Consider the following 20,311-nt stretch of genomic DNA (forward strand, 5'->3'; position numbering starts at 1 on the left):
CCGTGAGCGCCGCCGCGGATAGTGTGCGGGCCGACGGGCCCCTCTGGGTGGATTCAATGCGGGCCGGCTCGAAACGCCGCCCCTGAAAGCATTTGGCGAGGACCGCCGTGGGGCAATCCTCGCCAAATCGATGCGTGCGCCCGGCATGCGGGCGGCGACGGCTTACTTCTTCTTCATCATGTCGAAGAATTCGGCGTTGGTCTTGGTGGCGCGCATCTTGTCCAGGATGAATTCCATGGACTGGACTTCGTCCATGTCGTGGATGAACTTGCGCAGCACCCAGACCTTCTGCAGCAGGTCCGGCGCGATCAGCAGTTCTTCGCGGCGGGTGCCCGACTTGTTCAGGTTGATGGACGGGTAGACGCGCTTTTCCGCCAGGCGACGTTCCAGGTGCACTTCGGAGTTGCCGGTGCCCTTGAATTCTTCGTAGATGACTTCGTCCATGCGGCTGCCGGTCTCGATCAGCGCGGTGCCCAGGATGGTCAGCGAACCGCCTTCCTCGAGGTTGCGCGCGGCGCCGAAGAAGCGCTTGGGACGTTGCAGGGCGTTGGCGTCGACACCGCCGGTCAGCACCTTGCCGGAAGCCGGCACCACGGTGTTGTAGGCGCGGGCCAGACGGGTGATCGAATCCAGCAGGATCACCACGTCCTTCTTCATTTCGACCAGGCGCTTTGCCTTTTCGATGACCATTTCGGCGACCTGCACGTGGCGGGTGGCGGGCTCATCGAAGGTCGAGGCGACCACTTCGCCGCGCACGGTGCGCTGCATTTCGGTCACTTCCTCGGGGCGCTCGTCCACCAGCAGGACGATCATGACCGCGTCGGGGTAGTTGGTGGTGATGGCGTGCGCGATGTGCTGCATCATCACCGTCTTGCCGGATTTGGGGCTGGCGACGATCAGGCCGCGCTGGCCCTTGCCGATGGGGGCGAAGACGTCGAGGATACGGCCGGTGAGGTTTTCCTCGCTCTTGATGTCGCGTTCCAGGCGCAGCGGCTGGTTCGGATGCAGCGGCGTCAGGTTCTCGAACATGATGCGATGCTTGATCGCCTCGGGCGCCACGCCGTTGACCTTGTCCACCTTGACCAGCGCGAAGTAGCGTTCGCCATCCTTGGGCGTGCGCACTTCGCCTTCGATCGAGTCGCCGGTGTGCAGGTTGAAGCGGCGGATCTGGGACGGCGAGATGTAGATGTCGTCCGTGCTGGCCAGATACGAGGTCTCGGGCGAGCGCAGGAAACCGAAGCCATCGGGCAGGACTTCCAGCACGCCGTCGCCAAAGATCTGCTCGCCCTGCTTGGCGCGCCGTTTCATGATGGCGAACATCAGCTCCTGCTTGCGCAGGCGGTTGGCGTTCTCGATTTCCAGGCCAGCGGCCATTTCCAGCAGCTGCGAGACATGCAGCGCCTTCAGTTCGTTGAGGTGCATCGCGGTGAGTGTTGGGGGAAAAGTAAAGGAGGGTTCTGGCGGCGCGCCACGGACGGGCTCGCGCGGTATTGAATGCGCGCCGCCCCCAGGGCGGCGCCTTCGTTCACAGCACGCAGTTTACAACGCGCCGTCCAGGAATGCGGTGAGTTGCGACTTCGACAGCGCGCCAACCTTGGTGGCGGCAGCCTGGCCGTCTTTAAAGAGCATGAGGGTGGGGATGCCACGGATGCCGTACTTGGCGGCGGTGCCCTGGTTTTCGTCCACGTTGAGCTTGGCGATCGTCAGGCGACCGGCGTATTCGGTGGCGACTTCTTCCAGGATCGGGGCGATCATCTTGCAGGGGCCGCACCAGGCAGCCCAGTAGTCCACCAGCACCGGCTGGCCGGACTTCAACACATCGGCATCGAAGCTCGCGTCACTGACGTTCTTGATTTGGTCGCTCATGATGGTGATTCTCGGGTTCGGCAGCAAAAGGCGAAAAGAGGGACGCCTTGCCGTTGTTCTTGTTTGTGGATTGGATTAAAGCATACCACTGTCAAAAACAACAGGCATACCACTGTTTATAACAACAGTATTCGCCGCTTTTGTGTAGGATATCGCGGCGCAGTTATCGCGATCCGGGGCGTTGAACCCGGATCCGCTGGCTGTGTCTCTATCGTCATCCTACCGAATTCGGAGCTGGTCAGGTCGTGCGCATCCCACCCGGAGCCGCGCAGAATCTGGGCTTATCCGTAAAATGTCGGTTTTTTTCCACAGATGTTGGGGATAACTTGGCCACTCCACGTTACAACGAGGCGTCCATCCGCGTCCTGAAAGGGCTGGAGCCCGTGCGGCAGCGCCCGGGCATGTACACCCGCACCGAAAACCCCCTGCACATCGTGCAGGAAGTCATCGACAACGCCGCGGACGAGGCCCTGGCCGGTCACGGCAAACAGATCCTGGTCACGCTGCACATCGACGGCAGCGTCTCCGTCGAGGACGACGGCCGCGGCATTCCCGTCGGCCTGCACCCCGAGGAAAACGCCCCCGTGGTCGAGCTGGTCTTCACCCGGCTGCACGCGGGCGGCAAGTTCGACAAGGCTGGCGGCGGCGCGTACGCCTTTTCCGGCGGCCTGCACGGCGTCGGCGTATCCGTCACCAACGCCCTGGCCACCCGCCTAGAAGTGGTGGTCTGGCGCGACGGCGCCGTCAACCGCCTGGTGTTCAAGGGCGGCGACGTCGCCGAACCGCTGGCGCCCTACGACCAAGGCGGCCGCAAGAAATCCGGCACCCGCGTGCGGGTCTGGCCGGACGCCAAATATTTCGACAGCCCCAATATCCCGCTGGGCGAGCTGACCCACCTGCTGCGCAGCAAGGCCGTGCTGTTGCCGGGCGTGAAGGTCTCGCTGGTCAACGAAAAGACCGGCGACACCAAGACCTGGCAGTATCAGGACGGCCTGCGCGGCTACCTGTCCGAGGCGCTGGCGGGCGCCGAACTGATGGTGCCGTTCTTCGAAGGCCAGCAATATGCCGGCGCCGACCACGAAACCTTCGCCGAAGGCGAGGGCGCCCAATGGGTGGTGGCCTGGACCGAAGATGGCAACGCGGTGCGCGAGTCGTACGTCAACCTGATCCCGACGCCGGCCGGCGGCACCCACGAGTCGGGCCTGCGCGAAGGCCTGTTCGGCGCCGTCAAGGGCTTTGCCGAGCTGCACAGCCTGCTGCCCAAGGGCGTGAAGCTGCTGCCCGAGGACGTGTTCGCCCGCGCCAGTTTCGTGCTGTCCGCCAAGGTGCTGGACCCGCAATTCCAGGGCCAGATCAAGGAACGCCTGAACAGCCGCGACGCCGTGCGCCTGGTGGGCGGGTTTGCCAAGAGCGCGCTCGACCTGTGGCTGCACAGCAATGTCGAATACGGCAAGAAGCTGGCCGAACTGGCCATCCGCCAGGCGCAGGCGCGCCAGCGTTCGGCGCAGAAGGTCGAGAAGCGCAAGAGTTCCGGCGTGGCGGTGCTGCCCGGCAAGCTGACCGACTGCGAATCCAGCGACGCCACCCGCACCGAGGTCTTCCTGGTCGAGGGCGACTCGGCCGGCGGCTCGGCCAAGATGGGCCGCGACAAGGAATTCCAGGCCATCCTGCCGCTGCGCGGCAAGGTGCTCAATTCCTGGGAGGTCGACCGCGACCGCCTGTTCGCCAACAACGAGATCCACGACATCTCCGTCGCCATCGGCGTCGATCCGCACGGCCCGGGCGATTCGCCCGACCTGTCGGGATTGCGCTACGGCCGCATCTGCATCCTGTCGGACGCCGACGTCGACGGCTCGCACATCCAGGTGCTGCTGCTGACGCTGTTCTACAAGCACTTTCCCAAGCTGGTCGAGGCCGGCCACGTCTACGTCGCCAAGCCGCCGCTGTTCCGCCTGGACGTGCCGGCGCAGGGCAAGCGCCCGGCGCGCAAGATCTACTGCCTGGACGAAGGCGAGCTGGAAGCCGCGCAGGACAAGCTGCGCAAGGAAGGCTCGCGTGAAAGCAGCTGGTCGGTCAGCCGCTTCAAGGGCCTGGGCGAAATGAACCCCGAGCAGCTGTGGGAAACCACCATGAATCCGGACACGCGCCGGCTGCTGCCGGTGGGCTATGGCGACCAGACCCCTGAAGACACCACCCGCATGTTCGACATGCTGATGGGCAAGGGCGAGTCCTCGCAACGCCGCGCCTGGATCGAAGAGAAGGGCAACCTGGCGGAGCTGGATATCTGATGACGCCGTCCGCGTCCCCGCCGCCGTCCGCCGCCATGGCGGTCGACCTGACCGCCGACGACTACGCCGAATTCGCGGCCTACGTGTACAAGCGGCCGGAACTGCGCCGCCGCCGCTACCTGTCGCACCTGCGTTTCGCGGTGTTGATGGTGGTGGTTCTGCTGGGCTACCTGGTCTGGCAGACCTGGGACGGGCACGGCCCCAACTGGGGCGCGCTGTTGCCGGTGTACTTCGAGGGGCTGGCGGTGGGTCTGGGCATCCTGGCGCTGCTGGCGCTGGCCTACGAGTTCGTGCTGCCTGGACTGGTGCGCATGAACACGCGCCGCATGCTGGCCAAGCGGCCCGACGGCTTGTTCCTGGGGCGCCACCAGCTGGTGTTCGGCGCCGACGGCATCGAGGACAGCATTGCCGACGCCTCGGGGCGCATCGACTGGGGCGACGTGCGGCGGGTCGAGGAAACGCCGCAGCATCTGTATGTCATCCTGGGGACGCTGCAAGGCGTGATCATTCCCAAGCGCGGGCAGGACGCCGCCACCCTGGACGCGGTGCGCGCCCAGTTGCGCGAGCACGTGGCCGATGCCCAGCTGCTGGGCGCCGCGCGTCCCCAATGACGCCGTTTCAATGAATTTGTCTACCTGAAACCATCATGACCGACAGCAATCAACAAGGTTTGTTCGACGCCGCGCCCGACGAGGGCGGCGATGCCGCCATCACCCTGGCGCGCTACGCCGAACAGGCCTATCTGGACTACGCAGTGTCCGTGGTGCGGGGCCGCGCCCTGCCGGACGTGGGTGACGGGCAGAAGCCCGTGCAGCGCCGCATCCTGTTCGCGATGCAGGCCATGGGACTGGGCGCGGGCGCCAAGCCCGTCAAGTCGGCCCGCGTCGTCGGCGACGTGCTGGGCAAGTACCACCCGCACGGCGACCAGGCCGCCTATGACGCCATGGTGCGCATGGCGCAGGACTTCTCCCTGCGCTATCCGCTGATCGACGGCCAGGGCAACTTCGGTTCGCGCGACGGCGACAACGCCGCCGCCATGCGCTACACCGAAGCGCGCCTGACGCCGATCGCCAAGCTGCTGCTGGACGAACTGGACGAAGGCACGGTCGATTTCGTGCCCAACTACGACGGCAGCCAGCAGGAGCCGCAGATGCTGCCGGCGCGCCTGCCGGTGATGCTGCTGAACGGCGCCTCAGGCATTGCGGTCGGCATGGCCACCGAGATCCCGCCGCACAACCTGCGCGAAGTGGCGCAGGCCTGCGTGGCGCTGATCAAGCAGCCGCAACTGCCGGACGCCGAGCTGTTCGGCATGATCCCCGGCCCGGACTTCGCCGGCGGCGGCCAGATCATCACGCCAGCCGCCGACATCGCGCAGATCTACGCCGGCGGGCGCGGCTCGCTCAAGGTGCGGGCGCGCTGGCAGTTCGAGGAAATGGCGCGCGGCCAGTGGCAATTGGTGGTCACCGAGCTGCCGCCGGGCACCTCGTGCCAGAAGGTGCTCGAAGAGATCGAGGAAATCACCAACCCCAAGGTCAAGAGCGGCAAGAAGAGCCTGACGCCGGAGCAGACGCAGGCCAAGGCCGTCATGCTGAACCTGCTGGACGCAGTGCGCGACGAATCCGGCAAGGACGCCGCCGTGCGCCTCGTGTTTGAACCCAAGACCTCGCGCGTCGACCGCGACGAGTTCGTCAACACGCTGCTGGCGCAGACCAGCATGGAAAGCAGCGCCTCGGTCAACCTGGTCTGCATCGGCACCGACGGCCGCCCGCGCCAGAAGGGCCTGCGCGACATCCTCACCGAATGGCTGGCGTTCCGCACCAACACCGTGATGCGCCGCACCCGCTTCCGCCTGGACAAGGTCATCGACCGTATCCACGTTCTGGAAGGCCGCATGGTGGTCTACCTGAATGTGGACGAGGTGATCCAGACCATCCGCGAATCGGACGAGCCGCGCGCGGCGCTGATGGAGCGCTTCAAGCTGTCCGAGCGCCAGGCCGAGGACATCCTCGAAATGCGCCTGCGTCAGCTGGCGCGCCTGGAAGGCTTCAAGATCGAGCAGGAGCTCGCGGACAAGCGCAAGGAACAGGTTGCGTTGCAGGAACTGCTGGACAATCCCAACGCGCTCAAGCGCCTGCTGGTCAAGGAAATCGAGGCCGACGCCAAGCAGTATGGCGACGATCGCCGCTCCCTGATCGAGACCGCCGAACGCGCCGTGCTCGAGACCAAGGTGCTGGACGAGCCGGTTACGGTGATCGTGTCGCAGAAGGGCTGGCTGCGCGCCCGCCAGGGCCACGGCCACGACGCCTCGCAATTCGCCTTCAAGCAGGGCGACGATCTCTACGGCGCCTTCGAATGCCGCACCACCGACACGCTGATCGCCATGGGCGACAACGGCCGCGTCTATTCGGTGCCGGTGTCCGGCCTGCCGTCGGCGCGCGGCGACGGCCAGCCGGTCACCACCATGATCGACCTGGAAAGCGGCACCCGCATCGTCCACACCATCGCGGCGGCGGCCGACAGCCGCTGGTTGCTGGCCACGCGCGGCGGCTACGGCTTTGCCGCCAGGCTGTCGGATATGACCAGCCGCCAGCGCGCCGGCAAGCAGTTCATCACGCTGGAGGCGGGCGACGAACTGTTGCGTCCGGTGCCGCTGTTCGAGGGCGCCACGCAACTGGCCCTGCTGTCGCAGAAGGGCAAGTTCCTGGTGTTCGGGCTGGACGAGGTCAAATCGTTGTCCGGCGGCGGACGCGGCACCATCCTGATGGGGCTGGACGGCGCCGACAAGCTGGATCAGACCGTGCCGATCGGCGCGCTCGGCCTGCGCGCGGCGGGCATCTACCGCAACAAGCACACCGAAGACATCCTGGCGGGCGCGGCGCTGGCGGTGTACGTCGGCAAGCGCGCGCGCAAAGGGCGGGCGCTGGACGTGCGGCCCAAGCAGCCGCTGCTGTCGCCGGTATTGGGCTGATCGCGGTCCGGTTGGCGATGTCTCTCAACGGCGGACCCCGCAGGGTCCGCCGTTTTGTTTCCGGAACCGCGACTTGACGTTGTCCGGGAGCCCGATATTTAATAGATAGATCAATCAGTCTATTAATTGATCTCTGACGCAGCATGCGCAAAATCGACCCCGCCCGGCAGCAGGAGCGGCGCCGCCAGATCCTGGCCGCCGCCGCCGAGTGTTTCGCCGAAAACGGCTTCCATGCCACCTCGACCGCGCAGATCTGCGCGCGCGCGGGGATGAGTCCCGGCAACCTGTTCCATTACTACGCCAGCAAGGCCGAGATCATCGAGGCGCTGATCGCGTCCGACACCGACGCGTTGCGCGCACGCCGCCTGGCCGGCGCCGTCGCGGGCGATGCGCGCGCCGCGTTGATCGGCTGGATCGACGAGAACCTCGCGCAGTACCGCGATCCGGGTTTCGCGCGGTTGGGTATGGAGATCCTGGCCGAGGCAGTGCGCAACCCCCGTGTGCACACGTTGGTCATGGCCAACGAAGACGAGCGCAAGGCATCGCTGGCGGCGCTGCTGGCGGCGGTATGGCAGGACGCGCCGCCGGACGCCATGCCGCGCCCCGTGTCCGAAATGACCGACCTGCTGTTGCTGCTGCTGGACGGCATCTACAGCCGGTCGGTGGTGGACCCGCGGTTCGACGCGGCGGCCGGCGGGCGGCTGCTCGAGGCGGCATTGCAGGGTTGCCTGCCGCCGACGCCCGACACGGCGGGCGGGCGGTCATGACCGTCCCCCTGAACGCTCCTGTCAGCGCTGTTGCGGGCGCCGCCACGGCGGCCCCGCCGCGCCTTGCCCACGTCGACGCGCTGCGCGGCTTCGCGCTGTTCGGCATCCTGGTCGTCAACATTGGCGTGTTCGCCTCGCCGTTCTATGCCAACGGCATTACCGACCCCGCCTTCTCGCGGCCGTGGGACCTAGCGATGCGATGGCTGGTGGCATGGTTGTTCGAGACCAAGTTCTACCTGCTGTTTTCGTTCCTGTTCGGCTATAGCTTCACCTTGCAGATGAGCGCGGCCGAGCGTGGCGGCGCCGCCTTCGGGCCGCGCTTCCTGCGGCGCCTGCTCGGTCTGGCGTTGCTGGGACTGGCGCACGCCGTGCTGTTCTACCAGGGCGATATCCTGCTGACCTACGCGGCGTTGGGCGTGGTGCTGATGGCGTGCCGCCGCATGGATCCGGGGCGCGCCTTGCGCCGCGCGCTGTGGCTGATCGGGTTGGTGTCGCTGGCCTGGACGCTGCTGGGCGCGTTGAGCCTGCTCGATCCCGCCGGCACCGTCGAATTGAGCCGCGCCGCCAATGGGGTTGCGGTGGCCGATTCGCAGGCCGCCATCGAGGCCTATCGCGGCACCATCGGCAGCACTGTGGCCCGCCATTGGCATGAGCTGACCACCAGCATCTGGGGCGTCATCCTGCTGGTGCAGGGGCCTTTTGTCTTCGCCATGTTCCTGGTCGGCTACGCGCTGGGCCGGCGCCAGGCGCTGGCCGATCCGTGGCGCCAGCCGCGCGCGTTGTGGCTGTTGTGCGCGCTGGGGGCGTTGCCCGGGTTGGCCGGGTCCGCCGCCTATGCGACCACCGCCTTGCCGTCGATGTCCCCGTTGTGGGAAACCCCGGGCCTGGCCATGGACCTGTTCACGGCGCCGCTGTTGAGCATGTCGTACGCCGCGGCGCTGCTGCTGGCGATGCGCACGCGGCCGGGCGCCGCGCTGGCGCGTACGCTGGCGCCGGCCGGCCGCATGGCGCTGAGCAACTACCTGATGCAATCGGTGGTGTGCGCGTTCCTCTTCACTGGCTGGGGCCTGCGCCTGACGGGCAGCGTGTCGCCGGGCGCGGGCCTGGCGATCGCCGTGGGGATCTTCCTGGCGCAGCTGCCGCTGTCGGCGTGGTGGCTGCGCCGCCACGCCTACGGCCCGGTCGAATGGCTGCTGCGCGCGCTGACCGTCGGCGCCTGGCCCGCGTGGCGCCGCCAGCCGACGCCGCCGGCCGGCTAGGCCGCCTGCGGTTCAGCGGCCGCTGTCGGCAATGGCGGCGTCGATAGCGCCGGCCAGGCGTTCGGTCAGTTGGTCCAGCTCGTCGTCCGTGATGATGAAGGGCGGGGCCAGCAGCACGTGGTCGCCCTGGCGGCCGTCGATGGTGCCGCCCATCGGATAGACCATCAGGCCGCGCGCCATGGCTTCGCGCTTGATGCGCGCATGCAGCGACAGGGCCGGGTCGAAGGTCGCTTTGCTGGCGCGGTCCCGCACCAGTTCCACGCCCATGAACAGCCCGCGGCCGCGGATATCGCCGACGTGCGGATGGTCGCCCAGCGCCTGCCGCAGGCGCTGGCGCAGTCCCTTGCCCTGGGCGCGCACGCGCGCCAGCAGGTTGTCGCGCTTGATCACCTGCTGCACCGCCAGCGAGGCCGCGCACGCGGTGGCGTGGCCCAGGTAGGTGTGGCCGTGCTGGAAGAAGCCGCTGCCCTGCTGCATCGCCTGCACGATGCGTTCCTGCGCCATGACCGCGCCGATCGGCTGGTAGCCGCCGCCCAGGCCTTTGGCGATGGTGATCAGGTCGGGCGTGATGCCTTCCTGCTCGACGGCGTACAAGGTGCCGGTGCGGCCCATGCCGCACATGACCTCGTCGGCGATCAGCAGTACGCCGTGGCGATCGCAGACCTCGCGGATGCGGCGGAAGTAGCCCGGCACGGCGGTCACCGCGCCCGAGGTCGCGCCCACCACCGGCTCGGCAACAAAGGCCATCACGCTGTCGGGGCCGAGGCGCTGAAAGGTCTGCTCCAGCTCCTGCGCCAGCCGTTCGGCGTATTGATCATCGGTTTCGCCAGCCGCCTGGTCGCGGTAGGCATAGCATGGCGACACGTGCGCCACGTCGATCAGCAGCGGCGCGAACTGCGCCCGGCGCCAGGCGTTGCCGCCCACCGCCAGCGCGCCCAGCGTGTTGCCGTGGTAGCTCTGGCGCCGGGCCACGATGTGGCGGCGCTGAGGCTGGCCGATCTCGACGTAGTACTGGCGCGCCATCTTCAGCGCGGCCTCGATCGCCTCCGAGCCGCCGGAGACGAAGTACGCATGCGAGGTGCCGGCCGGCGCGTCGGCGACCAGCGTCGCGGCCAACCGCTCGGCGACCTCGGTGGTGAAGAAGCTGGTGTGGGCATAGGCCAGCGCGTCGATCTGCGCGTGCATCGCGGCCTGCACGTCGGGATGGTTGTGCCCCAGGCACGAGACCGCGGCGCCTCCCGAACCGTCCAGATAGGCGCGGCCGTCCTGGTCATAGAGCCAGGCGCCCTGGCCGCGGACCGCGACCGGGGGCGTGCTGCGCAGGGAACGATGAAGGACTCGGGTATGGGTCATGATGAGGAACTCCGGAGCGGGAAGGGCGGATGACGGATGGCGAAGAGGTGGGAAGCGGCGCGCGGCGGGGTCATTCTGGAGCCGGCGCCGCGCTGCGCCCGCGCGGCGGCTCGCGCCAATAGGCGCCGTCGGCCTGCAGCCGCGCCTCGATCTCGTCCAGGCGTTGCAGCACCGCCTCGCCGCCGCGGGCCGCGAGCCGCGCGATCAGGTGTTCGGCCAGGCCCAGCAGACCCGCGGTGCTGTGGAAGAAGGACGCGGGATCCCGCGCCTCGCCGTCATCCGGCCCGGTGTCGGCGGGACGGGTGAAGCGCAACACATGGCGGGCGGCCCGCGCCACCGGGCTGGTGTCGCTGTCGGTCAGCGCCAGCACGGCGACGCCGCGGGCGGCGATCTCGCGGGTCAGGCGCACCGTCGCGGTCGGATAAGGGGCCTGCGATATCACCACGAGGGCGTCGCCGGCCTGCAGGCTGTCGGCATCCTCGGCCGCGGCGCCGCCCAAACCATCGATCAGGATGCCGTTGCGGCGCAGCAGGTGGTAGGCATAGCGCATCTGGAAGGCGACGCCGAAGGCCGAGCGCGTCCCCAGGAAGCCGACCTGGCGCGCGCGCAGCAAGGTATCGACGGCGGCGTCGAACGCCATCGCGTCGTTGGCTTGCCAGACCGAGGCCAGGGCCGCCGTCTGCCATTGCGTCAGCGCATCCTGCCCCGTGCCGCCGGCCGGGTGGGCGTGCGCGGCCTGCAGACGCGCCGCGCGCTCGCGCAAGCCGTTGTCGGCGGCGCCGGCCAAAGCGCGTTGGAATGGCGCGCGGAAGGCCTCGTAGCTGTCATGCCCGGCAGCGCGCGCCAGGCGCAGCATGGTGGCGGGGGAGACGCCCACTGCCTGCGCCTGCCGGCGCATCGACCACAGTCCCACTTCGGCCGGATTGGCCAGCACCCAATGCGCCGCGCGCTGCAATTCGGCGGGCAGGGTGGCGCTGAGGCGGCGCAGGTGGTCTTGCAGGGGCGCGATCATGGCGGAAAAAGTGAAAGGAATAAAACAAATGCTACCGTTGTCTGGATAAAAATAAAACAGATGTTTTATTTGCGAAATGTAGAACGATTCCCGCAAATCGTAACGACCGCCGTTCCCGGGAACGCCCCCGGCGACTTGACGACGGAATGCGCGGAAATGATTACAAAATGAGGGTCGATCCGGTTTGACACAGGGATAGGTCACCCATATCATTCGTATAGAAATCAATTTAGCTGAACTAATTCAGTCATGAATAAACAGACCGTAACCGACCCCGCGCAGCAATATGACCTGCGCATCCTGCGGGCGCTGCGCCGGATCACACGATCCATCGCGTTGCATTCGCGCCAGTTGTCGGCGGTGAGTCATATCACCGCGCCGCAGCTTATGTGCCTGCGCACGGTCATTGCCAATGGGCCGATGACGGCCACGGCGATCAGCCGCGAGATCCATGTCAGCCCCAGCACGGTCGTCGGCATTCTCGACCGCCTGGAAGACAAGGGCCTGATCCGCCGCGAACGCGGCCGTGAAGACCGCCGCATTGTTTTCGTGACTGCCACCGACGCCGGCCGCGAGGTCGCGCAGCAGGCGCCGTCGCCGCTGCAAAAGCACCTGGCCGACGCGCTCAACGCGTTGCCGGAGCTGGAGCAGGCCACCATCACCCTGTCGCTCGAGCGCATCGTCGCGCTCATGGAAGAAGAGAGCGGGGTGGCGACGGAACCCCAGGGCGACGCGTCGTCGCCCATCCTCGAGGTGCCCACCGGTGGCGCGCCTCCCGAATCAGGATTGGTTGTATGAGAGCAAACGAACTGCACGACCCTACGAACTCAAGTGCCGTGGCGCCGGCGGCGGGCAGCAAAACGCATCTGTTGCGTGAGCCCCGCCGCAAGGACGGCGCCGCGATCCACCAGCTCATTTCCGAGTGCCCGCCACTCGACCTCAATTCCCTATACGCGTACCTGCTCCTGTGCGAGCACAACCGCGGCACCTGCGTCCTGGCCGAAAGCGCCGGAGGACGCATCGATGGATTTATCTCCGCTTACGTGCTTGCCGACCGGCCCGACGTGTTGTTCGTCTGGCAGGTCGCCGTGCACACCCGCGCACGCGGCCAACGGTTAGGCCGCGCCATGCTTCGGGCGCTCTTGCAACGCGAGGGGCTCGCGCATGTTCGTCATCTTGAAACCACGGTGGCGCCTGACAACCAGGCCTCGCGCCGCACCTTCGCCGGCCTGGCCGGCGAACTGGGCGCCCACGTCTCCGAGCAGCCGTTCTTCGATCGGCAACTGTTCGGCGGCGCGGACCATGACGACGAGATGTTGTTGAGGATAGGCCCGTTCACCTTGCCCGCTCCCTAGGCGGCAACGCGGACCTGTCGAAAACCGGGATGGCTTTGACGCATCCGGATGCGCCTGGCGCGCATGCGGAAGGGATCTGGCCGTCTGTCAACTTATGAGATGAAAGGGAGGAATAATCACATGGACTTGAAAATCTTCGACCGGATGGAGTCGGAAGTACGGGGCTATATCCGGTCGTTTCCCGTGATCTTCAGCCAGGCCAGGGGATCGACGCTGGTGGATGAGGACGGTGGCGAGTACATCGACTTCTTCAGCGGCGCCGGCACGTTGAACTACGGCCACAATAATCCCATCTTCAAGGAAAAGCTGCTCGAGTACGTGCAGGCGGACGGCGTGGTGCATGGCCTGGACATGGCCACCAGCGCCAAGAAAAGCTTCCTCGAGGCGGTCGACCGCGTGCTGCTCAAGCCGCGCAACTGGCAATACACCCTGCAGTTCACCGGCCCCACCGGCACCAACGCGGTCGAGGCGGCGCTCAAGATCGCGCGCCAGGTGAAGGGGCGTCCCAATGTGATTTCCTTCACGCACGGCTTTCACGGCGTCAGCGGCGGCTCGCTGGCGGTGACCGCCAACATGAAGTTCCGCGACGCCTCCGGCTACCCGCTGGCCAACACCACCTTCATGCCCTATGACGGCTACTTCGGCCCGGACGTGGACACCATGGCCTACCTGGAGCGCATGCTGGAAGATCCCAGCAGCGGCATGGACAAGCCCGCCGCCGTCATCGTCGAGACGGTGCAGGGCGAGGGCGGCGTCAATGTCGCCACGCTGCGCTGGCTCAAGGAACTGGACAAGCTCTGCAAGCGCCACGACATGCTGCTGATCGTGGACGACATCCAGGTCGGCTGCGGCCGCACCGGCACCTTCTTCAGCTTCGAGGCCGCCGGCATCCGCCCCGACATCATCACGCTGTCCAAGTCGCTGTCGGGCTTTGGCCTGCCGATGTCGCTGGTGCTGATGAAGCCCGAGCTGGACGTCTGGAAGCCCGGCGCCCATAGCGGCACTTTCCGCGGCAACAACCTGGCCTTCGTCACCGCCACCCAGGCGCTGGAAACCTACTGGACCAACACCGCGTTCACCGCCGAGATCCAGCGCAAGGAGCGCCTGGTGCGCGACTGGCTGGAAAACCTGGTGCACAGCTATCCCAACGCCGGCCTGTCGGTGCGTGGCCGCGGCCTGATCCAGGGCCTGGTCAGCAATGCCACCCCGGCGCTGTCCAACCGCATCGCCGCCAACGCCTTCAAGCGCGGCGTGGTCATCGAGACCTCGGGCGCGCATGACGAAGTGCTCAAGCTGCTGCCGGCCCTGACCATCGAGGAAGAACTGCTGTCCAAGGGCCTGGAAGTGATCGAGGCCAGCGTGGCCGACGCGCTGGCCGAAGAGGGGCAGTCCGCCCGCATCCTGAAATTTGGAGGAAAACGTCAATGATCGTACGCAATGTCAAAGATGTGATCGGCACCGCCGACGAAGTCCGCACCGATACCTGGGTCAGCCGCCGCGTGCTGCTCAAGAAGGACGGCATGGGCTTCTCCTTCCACGAAACCACCATCTTCCCGGGCGGTCGCACCCACATCCACTACAAGAATCACCTGGAGGCGGTGTGGTGCATCGAGGGCGACGGCTCCATCGAGACGATTGCCGACGGCAAGAAGTATGAACTCGGCCCGGGCGTGGTCTACGCGCTGAACGAGCATGACGAGCACTGGCTGTGCGGCGGCAAGGAGCCGCTGCGCGTCATCTGCGTCTTCAACCCGCCGCTGACCGGCCAGGAAGTGCACGACAAAGAGGGCGTCTACGCCCTGCCTGAAGCCGAAGCCCAAGCGGCCTGATACAAGGAGGTTCGCATGATCTCACCTGCGCAGGATCCGTACGCCTCCCGTACGGATCGCAGTTCCGCCATCATTTCCCGCCAGGATCCGGTGGTCTACGGAGAAGGCAAGTACGCCAACGCCCTGAGCGGCGAGCAGGTCGGCAGCTATGAGCGCGATGGCTTCCTGCTGCTGGAGGACGTGTTCTCCGAAGCCGAAGTGCGGGCGCTGTCGGCCGAGGTCGAGCGCATGACGCGCGACCCGTCGATCATCCGCCGCGAAGAGTCGATCACCGAGCCCGGCAGCAACGCCGTGCGCTCGATTTTCATGGTGCACGTGCTCAACCCCGTGCTGGCGCGCCTGGTGCGCGATCCGCGGCTGGTCAATGTGGCGCGCCAGATCCTGGGTTCCGAGGTCTACATCCACCAGTCCCGCGCCAACATGAAGCCCGGCTTCAAGGGCAAGGAGTTCTACTGGCACTCGGATTTCGAGACCTGGCACGTGGAAGACGGCATGCCGTCGATGCGCGCGCTCAGTTGCTCGGTGCTGCTGACCGAGAACAATGATTGCAACGGCCCGCTGATGCTGGTGCCGGGTTCGCACCGGCAGTTCATCTCGTGCGTCGGCGAAACGCCGAACGAGCACTACAAGCAGTCGCTGAAAAAGCAGGAGTACGGCGTGCCGGATCCTGTCAGCCTGCAGTTGCTGGTCGAGCAGGGCGGCATCCGCACCATGACGGCCAAGGCCGGCTCGGTGGTGTTCTTCGACTGCAACACCATGCACGGTTCGAACAGCAACATCTCGCCGTGGCCGCGCGCCAACGTGTTCATGGTCTACAACAGCATGGAAAACACGCTGGAGCCGCCCAAGTACGGACTGACCCCGCGTCCCGAGCACATCGCCACCCGCAAGGCGTTCAAGGCGGTCACGCCGCTCGATACGTTGAAGCTGGTCGGCAGCTAGCGCGGCACGTTGTCCGCGGCGGATGCTTGCCGGCGCTGGTCGGGGCGTGGCCTGGCCGGCCGCGCGCGGGGGCGACCCATGCCGTTCCCGCTGCGCGCTTTCCCGTGAGGGAAAGAACGCCCGCGCCGCTTGCGTGCGCCGCAGCCCAGGCCGTTCGGCCTGGGCTTTTTTTCGTCGTTCCGCTATGCTCTGCCGTCTTTCCCTGCCGGAAGCCGCACCATGTCCGCCCGCATCCTCAGTCTGCATATCTACCCCGTCAAATCCTGTGCCGGTATCGACCTGTCCGAGTCGCCCGTGGACCGCGCCGGGTTGGCCCACGACCGTCGCTGGATGCTGGTGGGGGCGGACGGCCATTTCATGACGCAGCGCCAGTGGGCGGCCATGGCCTTGATCCGCACGGCGCTCACGGCCGACACGCTGCGGCTTTCGGCGCCCGGCATGCCCGACCTGGACGTGCCGCTGGACGGCTCGGCGCTGCAGCCCGGGGTCGAAAGCGTGGGCGTCTGGAAGGACACGCTCGACGCGCGCCGCGAGAGCGAGGCGGCGGCGCAGTGGTGCTCGGATTTCCTCAAGACGCCTTGTCGCCTGTACAAGGTCGACACCGGCGCGACGCGGCCCGCCAAGCCGGAATGGGTCGACAAGTGGGCCGAAAGCCATCCAGACTTGGCGCAGACGTTCGGGGGAGATCACTTCTTCGGCTTCGCCGATGGCTTCCCGTTGCTGGTGGCGAACCAGGCGTCGCTCGATGACCTGAATGCCCGCCTGCAGGCCAAGGGCGTGGCCCCGGTGCCGATGGATCGGTTCCGTCCCAACATCGTGGTGCAGGGCGACTGGGAGGCCTTCGAGGAAGACCATACCGCCATGATCACCACGGGCGCGGTCAGCATGGCGTTCGTCAAGCCTTGCACGCGCTGTTCGATTCCCGACATCGACCAGCGCACCGCCGTGCAGCACGACGAGCCGGGCCGCACACTGGCGGGTTATCGCAATCTGGAGATCGGGGTGGTGTTCGGCCAGAATGCGATTGTCGATGCGCCGGCCGGCGCCCGCCTGAAGGTGGGCGACGCGGTCGAGATCGAACTGGATTTCTAGCCCGTCGCCGCCCCGGCGCGCGGCCGGGGCGGCGGCATCCGCCCGCTGATCAGGCCGAGGACAGTTTGAGGCCGATCAGGCCCACGACGATCAATGCCACGCTGGCGATGCGCAGCCAGCTGATGGATTCTCCGAACAGGATGATGCCGGCCACGAAGGCGCCGACGGTGCCGATGCCGACCCATACCGCGTAGGCGGTGCCCAGCGGCAGCGTCTTCATCGCCAGCGCCAGCAGCCAGAAGCTGATGAGCATGCCGCCGACAGTGACGGCCGACGGCACCAGGCGGGTGAATCCGTGCGTGTATTTGAGGCCGACGGCCCAGACGATTTCGAACAGGCCGGCCAGGATGAGGATGATCCAGGTCATGACGACTCCTACTTGAGAGGGGTCGTCCCCGGATTGGTGCGCCCGCGGCAATGGCCAATGCCGTCGTTGCCGATGGCAAATGCCGCCATGTGGCGGCCAGCGCAGCAACGGGCCGTCCCGTCGCGGCAAAAATTATAGAATACCGGCTTCCGACGGCAAAACCGGGTGCCGTTCGGCTGCATGCCCGCAGGTGCGCGCCATCCGCGGGTGTTTCGCATTCATCGCATCACTTCGCGTTCCGGCACGCGAAACCAGGATATTCCCATCATGCAACGCATTATGCTGCGGGCGAAGCTGCACCGCGTCACGGTCACCGAAGCCGACCTGCACTACGAAGGGTCTTGCGGCATCGACGAAGACCTGCTGGACGCCGCCGGCATGCGCGAGTTCGAACGCATCGAGCTCTACAACATCAACAACGGCGAACGCTTCGACACCTACATCATCAAGGCGGCCCGCGGCAGCGGCATCATTTCGCTCAATGGCGCGGCCGCGCGCCGGGCGCAGGTCGGCGACCTGATGATCATCTGCACCTATGGTCCCATGTCCGAAGAAGAATCCGCCACCCACAAGCCGCAGGTCGTGCTGGTGGACGACGCCAACCGCGTCAAGGAAATCCGCAAGTTCCCGGCCTGAGGCCGGGCCGGGCGGCGCGCCGTGGGCGGGTCCCGCGAGCGCCGTCAACCCTGATCCCCCCTGATACGTTTCATCATGAGCTTCCAGGTCATCATCCAACCCAGCAAGCATCAATTCCCGGTCGAGCCCGGCCAGACCGTGCTCGACGGCGCCCTGGCCGCGGGCATCGTGCTGCCCTACAGTTGCCGCAACGGCGCCTGCTCCACCTGCAAGGGCAAAGTGGTGTCCGGGGAGTTCGACGCCGGCCAGTACCCCGCGCAGATCCTGTCGCCCGAGGAACTGGCCGATGGCTACACCCTGTTCTGTCAGGCCCGGCCCGCCTCCGACCTGGTGGTCGAGTCCACCGAAGTGCGCCTGGCCAGCGACATCCAGATCCGCAAGCTGCCTTCGCGCGTGCAGACGATGGAACGCGCGGCGCCGGACGTGATCGTGCTCAAGCTGCAATTGCCCGCCTCGGAGCAGTTCCGCTACTACGCCGGCCAGTACATCGAAGTCATCCTCAAGGATGGCCGTCGCCGCAGCTATTCCATGGCCGGCGCGCCGCACACCGGCAGCCCGCTGGAATTGCACATCCGTCACCTGCCGGGCGGCGTGTTCACCGACCACGTGTTCGGCGCCGGCGACACGCAGATGAAAGAGCGCGAGATCCTGCGCCTGGAAGGCCCGTTCGGTTCGTTCTTCCTGCGCGAAGACAGCGACAAGCCGATCATCCTGCTGGCCAGCGGCACCGGCTTCGCGCCGGTCAAGGCCATCGTCGAGCACATGATCCACAAGAACATCCGCCGGCCGGTCTCGCTGTACTGGGGCGGCCGCCGCCCGCGCGACCTGTACATGGACGAACTGGCGAAGTCGTGGGCCCGCGACCTGCCGGATTTTCGTTACGTGCCCGTGGTGTCGAATGCGCTCGAGGAAGACGGCTGGAGCGGCCGTGACGGCTTCGTCCACGAGGCCGTGCTGCAGGACATCCCCGACATGTCGGGCCATCAGGTCTACGCCTGCGGCGCGCCGCCGATGGTGGACGCCGCCCGGCGCGAATTCAGCGCCCAGTGCGGCCTGCCTCCGGAAGAGTTCTACGCCGATGCCTTCACGTCCGAGGCCGATCTGGCAAAGGCCGCGCCCTGAATCAGCAGGACGGCGCATGACGCAAAAGGGAAGCAATCCGGCGGTGGCGGGTTCCTTCCCTTTTTTTGATGGAATCGGCCGTAGGCGGGGGCGGGGCGCCGGGGTAAACTGCGGTGTCATCTTGGCAGCGGCTTGCCGCGGGAGGCGGACATCGTGTCCGCGGGCTCAGCGGGTACGCAGGGAGCAATGCGGGCATGAAAGTAGCGGTATTGGGTAGCGGCATCATCGGAATCTCCAGCGCCTGGTGGCTGAGCCAGGCCGGCCACGACGTCGTGGTCATCGACCGCTGCACCGGACCCGCCCAGGAGACCAGCCTCGCCAACGGCGCACAGATTTCGGTTTCCTATGCGGAGCCCTGGGCCAATCCGCAGGCGCCCCTGAAGCTGCTCAAGTGGATGTTCCAGGACAATGCGCCGCTGCTGTTCCGCCCGCAACTGGACTGGCGCCAGTGGATGTGGGGCCTGGCCTTCCTGCGCGAGTGCCTGCCGGGCCGCCTGGCGCCGAACATCCGCGCCATGGTCCGCATGGCCGAATACAGCCGCGCCACGCTGCGCGGCATGCGCGCCGAGCTGGGCATCGAATACGACCACCTCGAGCGCGGCATCCTGAATTTCTACCGCGACCAGCACGAATTCGAGAACTCGCAGCGCGCTGCCGGCCTGATGCGCGATTTCGGCGTCGAGCGCCGCGTCGTCTCGACGGACGAGGTCATCGCCATCGAACCGGCCCTGGCGCCGCATCGCAACACCATCGTCGGGGGCGACTACACCCCCGAGGACGAAAGCGGCGACGTGCATCTGTTCACCGTCGCGCTGGCCGAACGCTGCGCGCGCGCCGGCGTCGAATTCCGCTACAGCACCCGCGTCACCCGGCTCATCACCGAAGCCGGGGCGGTCAGCGGCGTCGAACTGATCGAGCCCGACGGCCGCTACGGCGCCCTGGCGGCCGACGCCTACGTGGTGGCCATGGGCAGTTTCAGCCCGTCGCTGCTGCGCCCGCTCGGCATCCCGTGCAACGTCTACCCGGCCAAGGGCTATTCGGCGACCTTCCCGGTCCTGAATCCCGGTGGCGCGCCCACGGTCAGCCTGACCGACAGCAGCCACAAGGTGGTGTTCTCGCGCCTGGGCGACCGCCTGCGCATGGCCGGCACGGCCGAGCTGTCCGGCTATTCGCGCGGCCTGAATACCGGTCGCTGCGAAGCCATGACGCGGCTGGCCCGCGAACTCTTTCCCGACGCGCTCGATTTCGAGCGCGTCAGCTATTGGTCGGGCCTGCGCCCGTCCACTCCCTCGAACGTGCCCATCATCGGCCGCAGCCGCATTCCCAATTTGTATATCAATACCGGACACGGTACTCTCGGCTGGACGATGGGCGTCGGCTCGGGCCGGGCACTGGCCGACCTGCTGAGCGGACGTCGTCCAGAACCGGAATTCCCTTTTCTTGGTCTATGAACCT

Annotated in this window: 19 protein-coding genes; 14 read left to right on the forward strand and 5 right to left on the reverse strand. The window is 66.8% G+C overall.

Translation table 11 applies throughout. The features are described from left to right. Positions 1-162: 162 nt before the first annotated feature. Both rho and trxA read right to left on the reverse strand, forming a co-directional pair. A complete protein-coding gene (rho, locus tag ACUDCK_RS08915; protein WP_006387816.1) occupies positions 163-1,422 on the reverse strand; it encodes a transcription termination factor Rho in 1,260 nt (419 codons plus the stop codon). Positions 1,423-1,539: 117 nt separating this feature from the next. Beyond that, complete coding sequence (gene trxA, locus ACUDCK_RS08920) at positions 1,540-1,866, reverse strand: thioredoxin TrxA (RefSeq protein WP_006387817.1); 327 nt, start codon at positions 1,864-1,866, stop codon at positions 1,540-1,542. A 326-nt stretch (positions 1,867-2,192) separates the two neighbouring features. Between trxA and parE the strand changes: the two genes are divergently transcribed. From parE to ACUDCK_RS08945, 5 genes are all read left to right on the forward strand, one after another. Then, positions 2,193-4,154 carry a DNA topoisomerase IV subunit B gene (gene parE, locus ACUDCK_RS08925; RefSeq protein WP_049075245.1) on the forward strand — a complete coding sequence of 654 codons (1,962 nt, stop codon included), beginning with the start codon at positions 2,193-2,195 and terminating at the stop codon, positions 4,152-4,154. Continuing rightward, positions 4,154-4,765, forward strand: coding sequence for a YcxB family protein (locus tag ACUDCK_RS08930; RefSeq protein WP_063582831.1), 612 nt, complete (start codon positions 4,154-4,156; stop codon positions 4,763-4,765). Before parE ends, ACUDCK_RS08930 begins: the two co-directional genes overlap by 1 nt. A 35-nt stretch (positions 4,766-4,800) precedes the next feature. Then, positions 4,801-7,122 (forward strand): DNA topoisomerase IV subunit A, encoded by a 2,322-nt coding sequence (gene parC, locus ACUDCK_RS08935; RefSeq protein WP_175167642.1) that lies wholly within the window; start codon positions 4,801-4,803, stop codon positions 7,120-7,122. A gap of 143 nt (positions 7,123-7,265) precedes the next feature. Next, positions 7,266-7,889, forward strand: a complete 624-nt coding sequence (locus ACUDCK_RS08940) for a TetR/AcrR family transcriptional regulator (protein WP_049075236.1) — start codon at positions 7,266-7,268, stop codon at positions 7,887-7,889. Beyond that, positions 7,886-9,148: a DUF418 domain-containing protein gene (locus tag ACUDCK_RS08945; RefSeq protein WP_049077985.1), complete on the forward strand. Its 1,263-nt coding sequence runs from the start codon at positions 7,886-7,888 to the stop codon at positions 9,146-9,148. The genes ACUDCK_RS08940 and ACUDCK_RS08945 overlap by 4 nt, the downstream gene beginning before the upstream one ends. Before the next feature lie 12 nt (positions 9,149-9,160). Here the strand turns inward: ACUDCK_RS08945 and ACUDCK_RS08950 are convergent, their stop codons facing one another. Together ACUDCK_RS08950 and ACUDCK_RS08955 are read right to left on the reverse strand one after the other, a co-directional pair. Then, entirely contained in the window at positions 9,161-10,501 is a 1,341-nt protein-coding gene (locus ACUDCK_RS08950) for an aspartate aminotransferase family protein (protein WP_175167643.1), read from the reverse strand. Positions 10,502-10,571: 70 nt separating this feature from the next. Beyond that, positions 10,572-11,513, reverse strand: a complete 942-nt coding sequence (locus ACUDCK_RS08955; protein WP_054503937.1) for a MurR/RpiR family transcriptional regulator — start codon at positions 11,511-11,513, stop codon at positions 10,572-10,574. A 249-nt stretch (positions 11,514-11,762) separates the two neighbouring features. Here ACUDCK_RS08955 and ACUDCK_RS08960 point away from each other — a divergent pair, with 249 nt between their 5' ends. The 6 genes from ACUDCK_RS08960 (at position 11,763) to ACUDCK_RS08985 (ending at position 16,731) form a co-directional block, all read left to right on the forward strand. Continuing rightward, positions 11,763-12,311, forward strand: a complete 549-nt coding sequence (locus ACUDCK_RS08960; protein WP_049075229.1) for a MarR family winged helix-turn-helix transcriptional regulator — start codon at positions 11,763-11,765, stop codon at positions 12,309-12,311. Beyond that, positions 12,308-12,868, forward strand: coding sequence for a diaminobutyrate acetyltransferase (gene ectA / locus ACUDCK_RS08965; RefSeq protein ID WP_049075228.1), 561 nt, complete (start codon positions 12,308-12,310; stop codon positions 12,866-12,868). The genes ACUDCK_RS08960 and ectA overlap by 4 nt, the downstream gene beginning before the upstream one ends. Before the next feature lie 120 nt (positions 12,869-12,988). After that, the gene (ectB, locus tag ACUDCK_RS08970; RefSeq protein ID WP_054503936.1) at positions 12,989-14,296 is read left to right on the forward strand and encodes a diaminobutyrate--2-oxoglutarate transaminase; all 1,308 of its coding nucleotides are present in this window, start codon (positions 12,989-12,991) and stop codon (positions 14,294-14,296) included. Then, positions 14,293-14,697 (forward strand): ectoine synthase, encoded by a 405-nt coding sequence (locus tag ACUDCK_RS08975; RefSeq protein WP_006387829.1) that lies wholly within the window; start codon positions 14,293-14,295, stop codon positions 14,695-14,697. The genes ectB and ACUDCK_RS08975 overlap by 4 nt, the downstream gene beginning before the upstream one ends. 15 nt (positions 14,698-14,712) lie before the next feature. Further along, the gene (thpD, locus tag ACUDCK_RS08980; RefSeq protein ID WP_064526313.1) at positions 14,713-15,639 is read left to right on the forward strand and encodes an ectoine hydroxylase; all 927 of its coding nucleotides are present in this window, start codon (positions 14,713-14,715) and stop codon (positions 15,637-15,639) included. Between the two features lie 219 nt (positions 15,640-15,858). Continuing rightward, positions 15,859-16,731: an MOSC domain-containing protein gene (locus tag ACUDCK_RS08985; protein WP_054503934.1), complete on the forward strand. Its 873-nt coding sequence runs from the start codon at positions 15,859-15,861 to the stop codon at positions 16,729-16,731. A gap of 49 nt (positions 16,732-16,780) precedes the next feature. Here ACUDCK_RS08985 and sugE read toward each other — a convergent pair whose 3' ends face one another. Beyond that, positions 16,781-17,098: a quaternary ammonium compound efflux SMR transporter SugE gene (gene sugE, locus ACUDCK_RS08990; protein WP_054503933.1), complete on the reverse strand. Its 318-nt coding sequence runs from the start codon at positions 17,096-17,098 to the stop codon at positions 16,781-16,783. 267 nt (positions 17,099-17,365) lie between these two features. Here sugE and panD point away from each other — a divergent pair, with 267 nt between their 5' ends. The 3 genes from panD (at position 17,366) to ACUDCK_RS09005 (ending at position 20,307) form a co-directional block, all read left to right on the forward strand. Further along, a complete protein-coding gene (gene panD, locus ACUDCK_RS08995; protein WP_054503932.1) occupies positions 17,366-17,734 on the forward strand; it encodes an aspartate 1-decarboxylase in 369 nt (122 codons plus the stop codon). A 75-nt stretch (positions 17,735-17,809) separates the two neighbouring features. Further along, entirely contained in the window at positions 17,810-18,856 is a 1,047-nt protein-coding gene (locus ACUDCK_RS09000; RefSeq protein WP_054503931.1) for a CDP-6-deoxy-delta-3,4-glucoseen reductase, read from the forward strand. Between the two features lie 194 nt (positions 18,857-19,050). After that, positions 19,051-20,307, forward strand: coding sequence for a D-amino acid dehydrogenase (locus ACUDCK_RS09005; RefSeq protein WP_054503930.1), 1,257 nt, complete (start codon positions 19,051-19,053; stop codon positions 20,305-20,307). The last annotated feature ends 4 nt before the right edge of the window (positions 20,308-20,311 follow it).

This window comes from Achromobacter sp. CF-sbj1-Ac2-l, assembly GCF_052698165.1.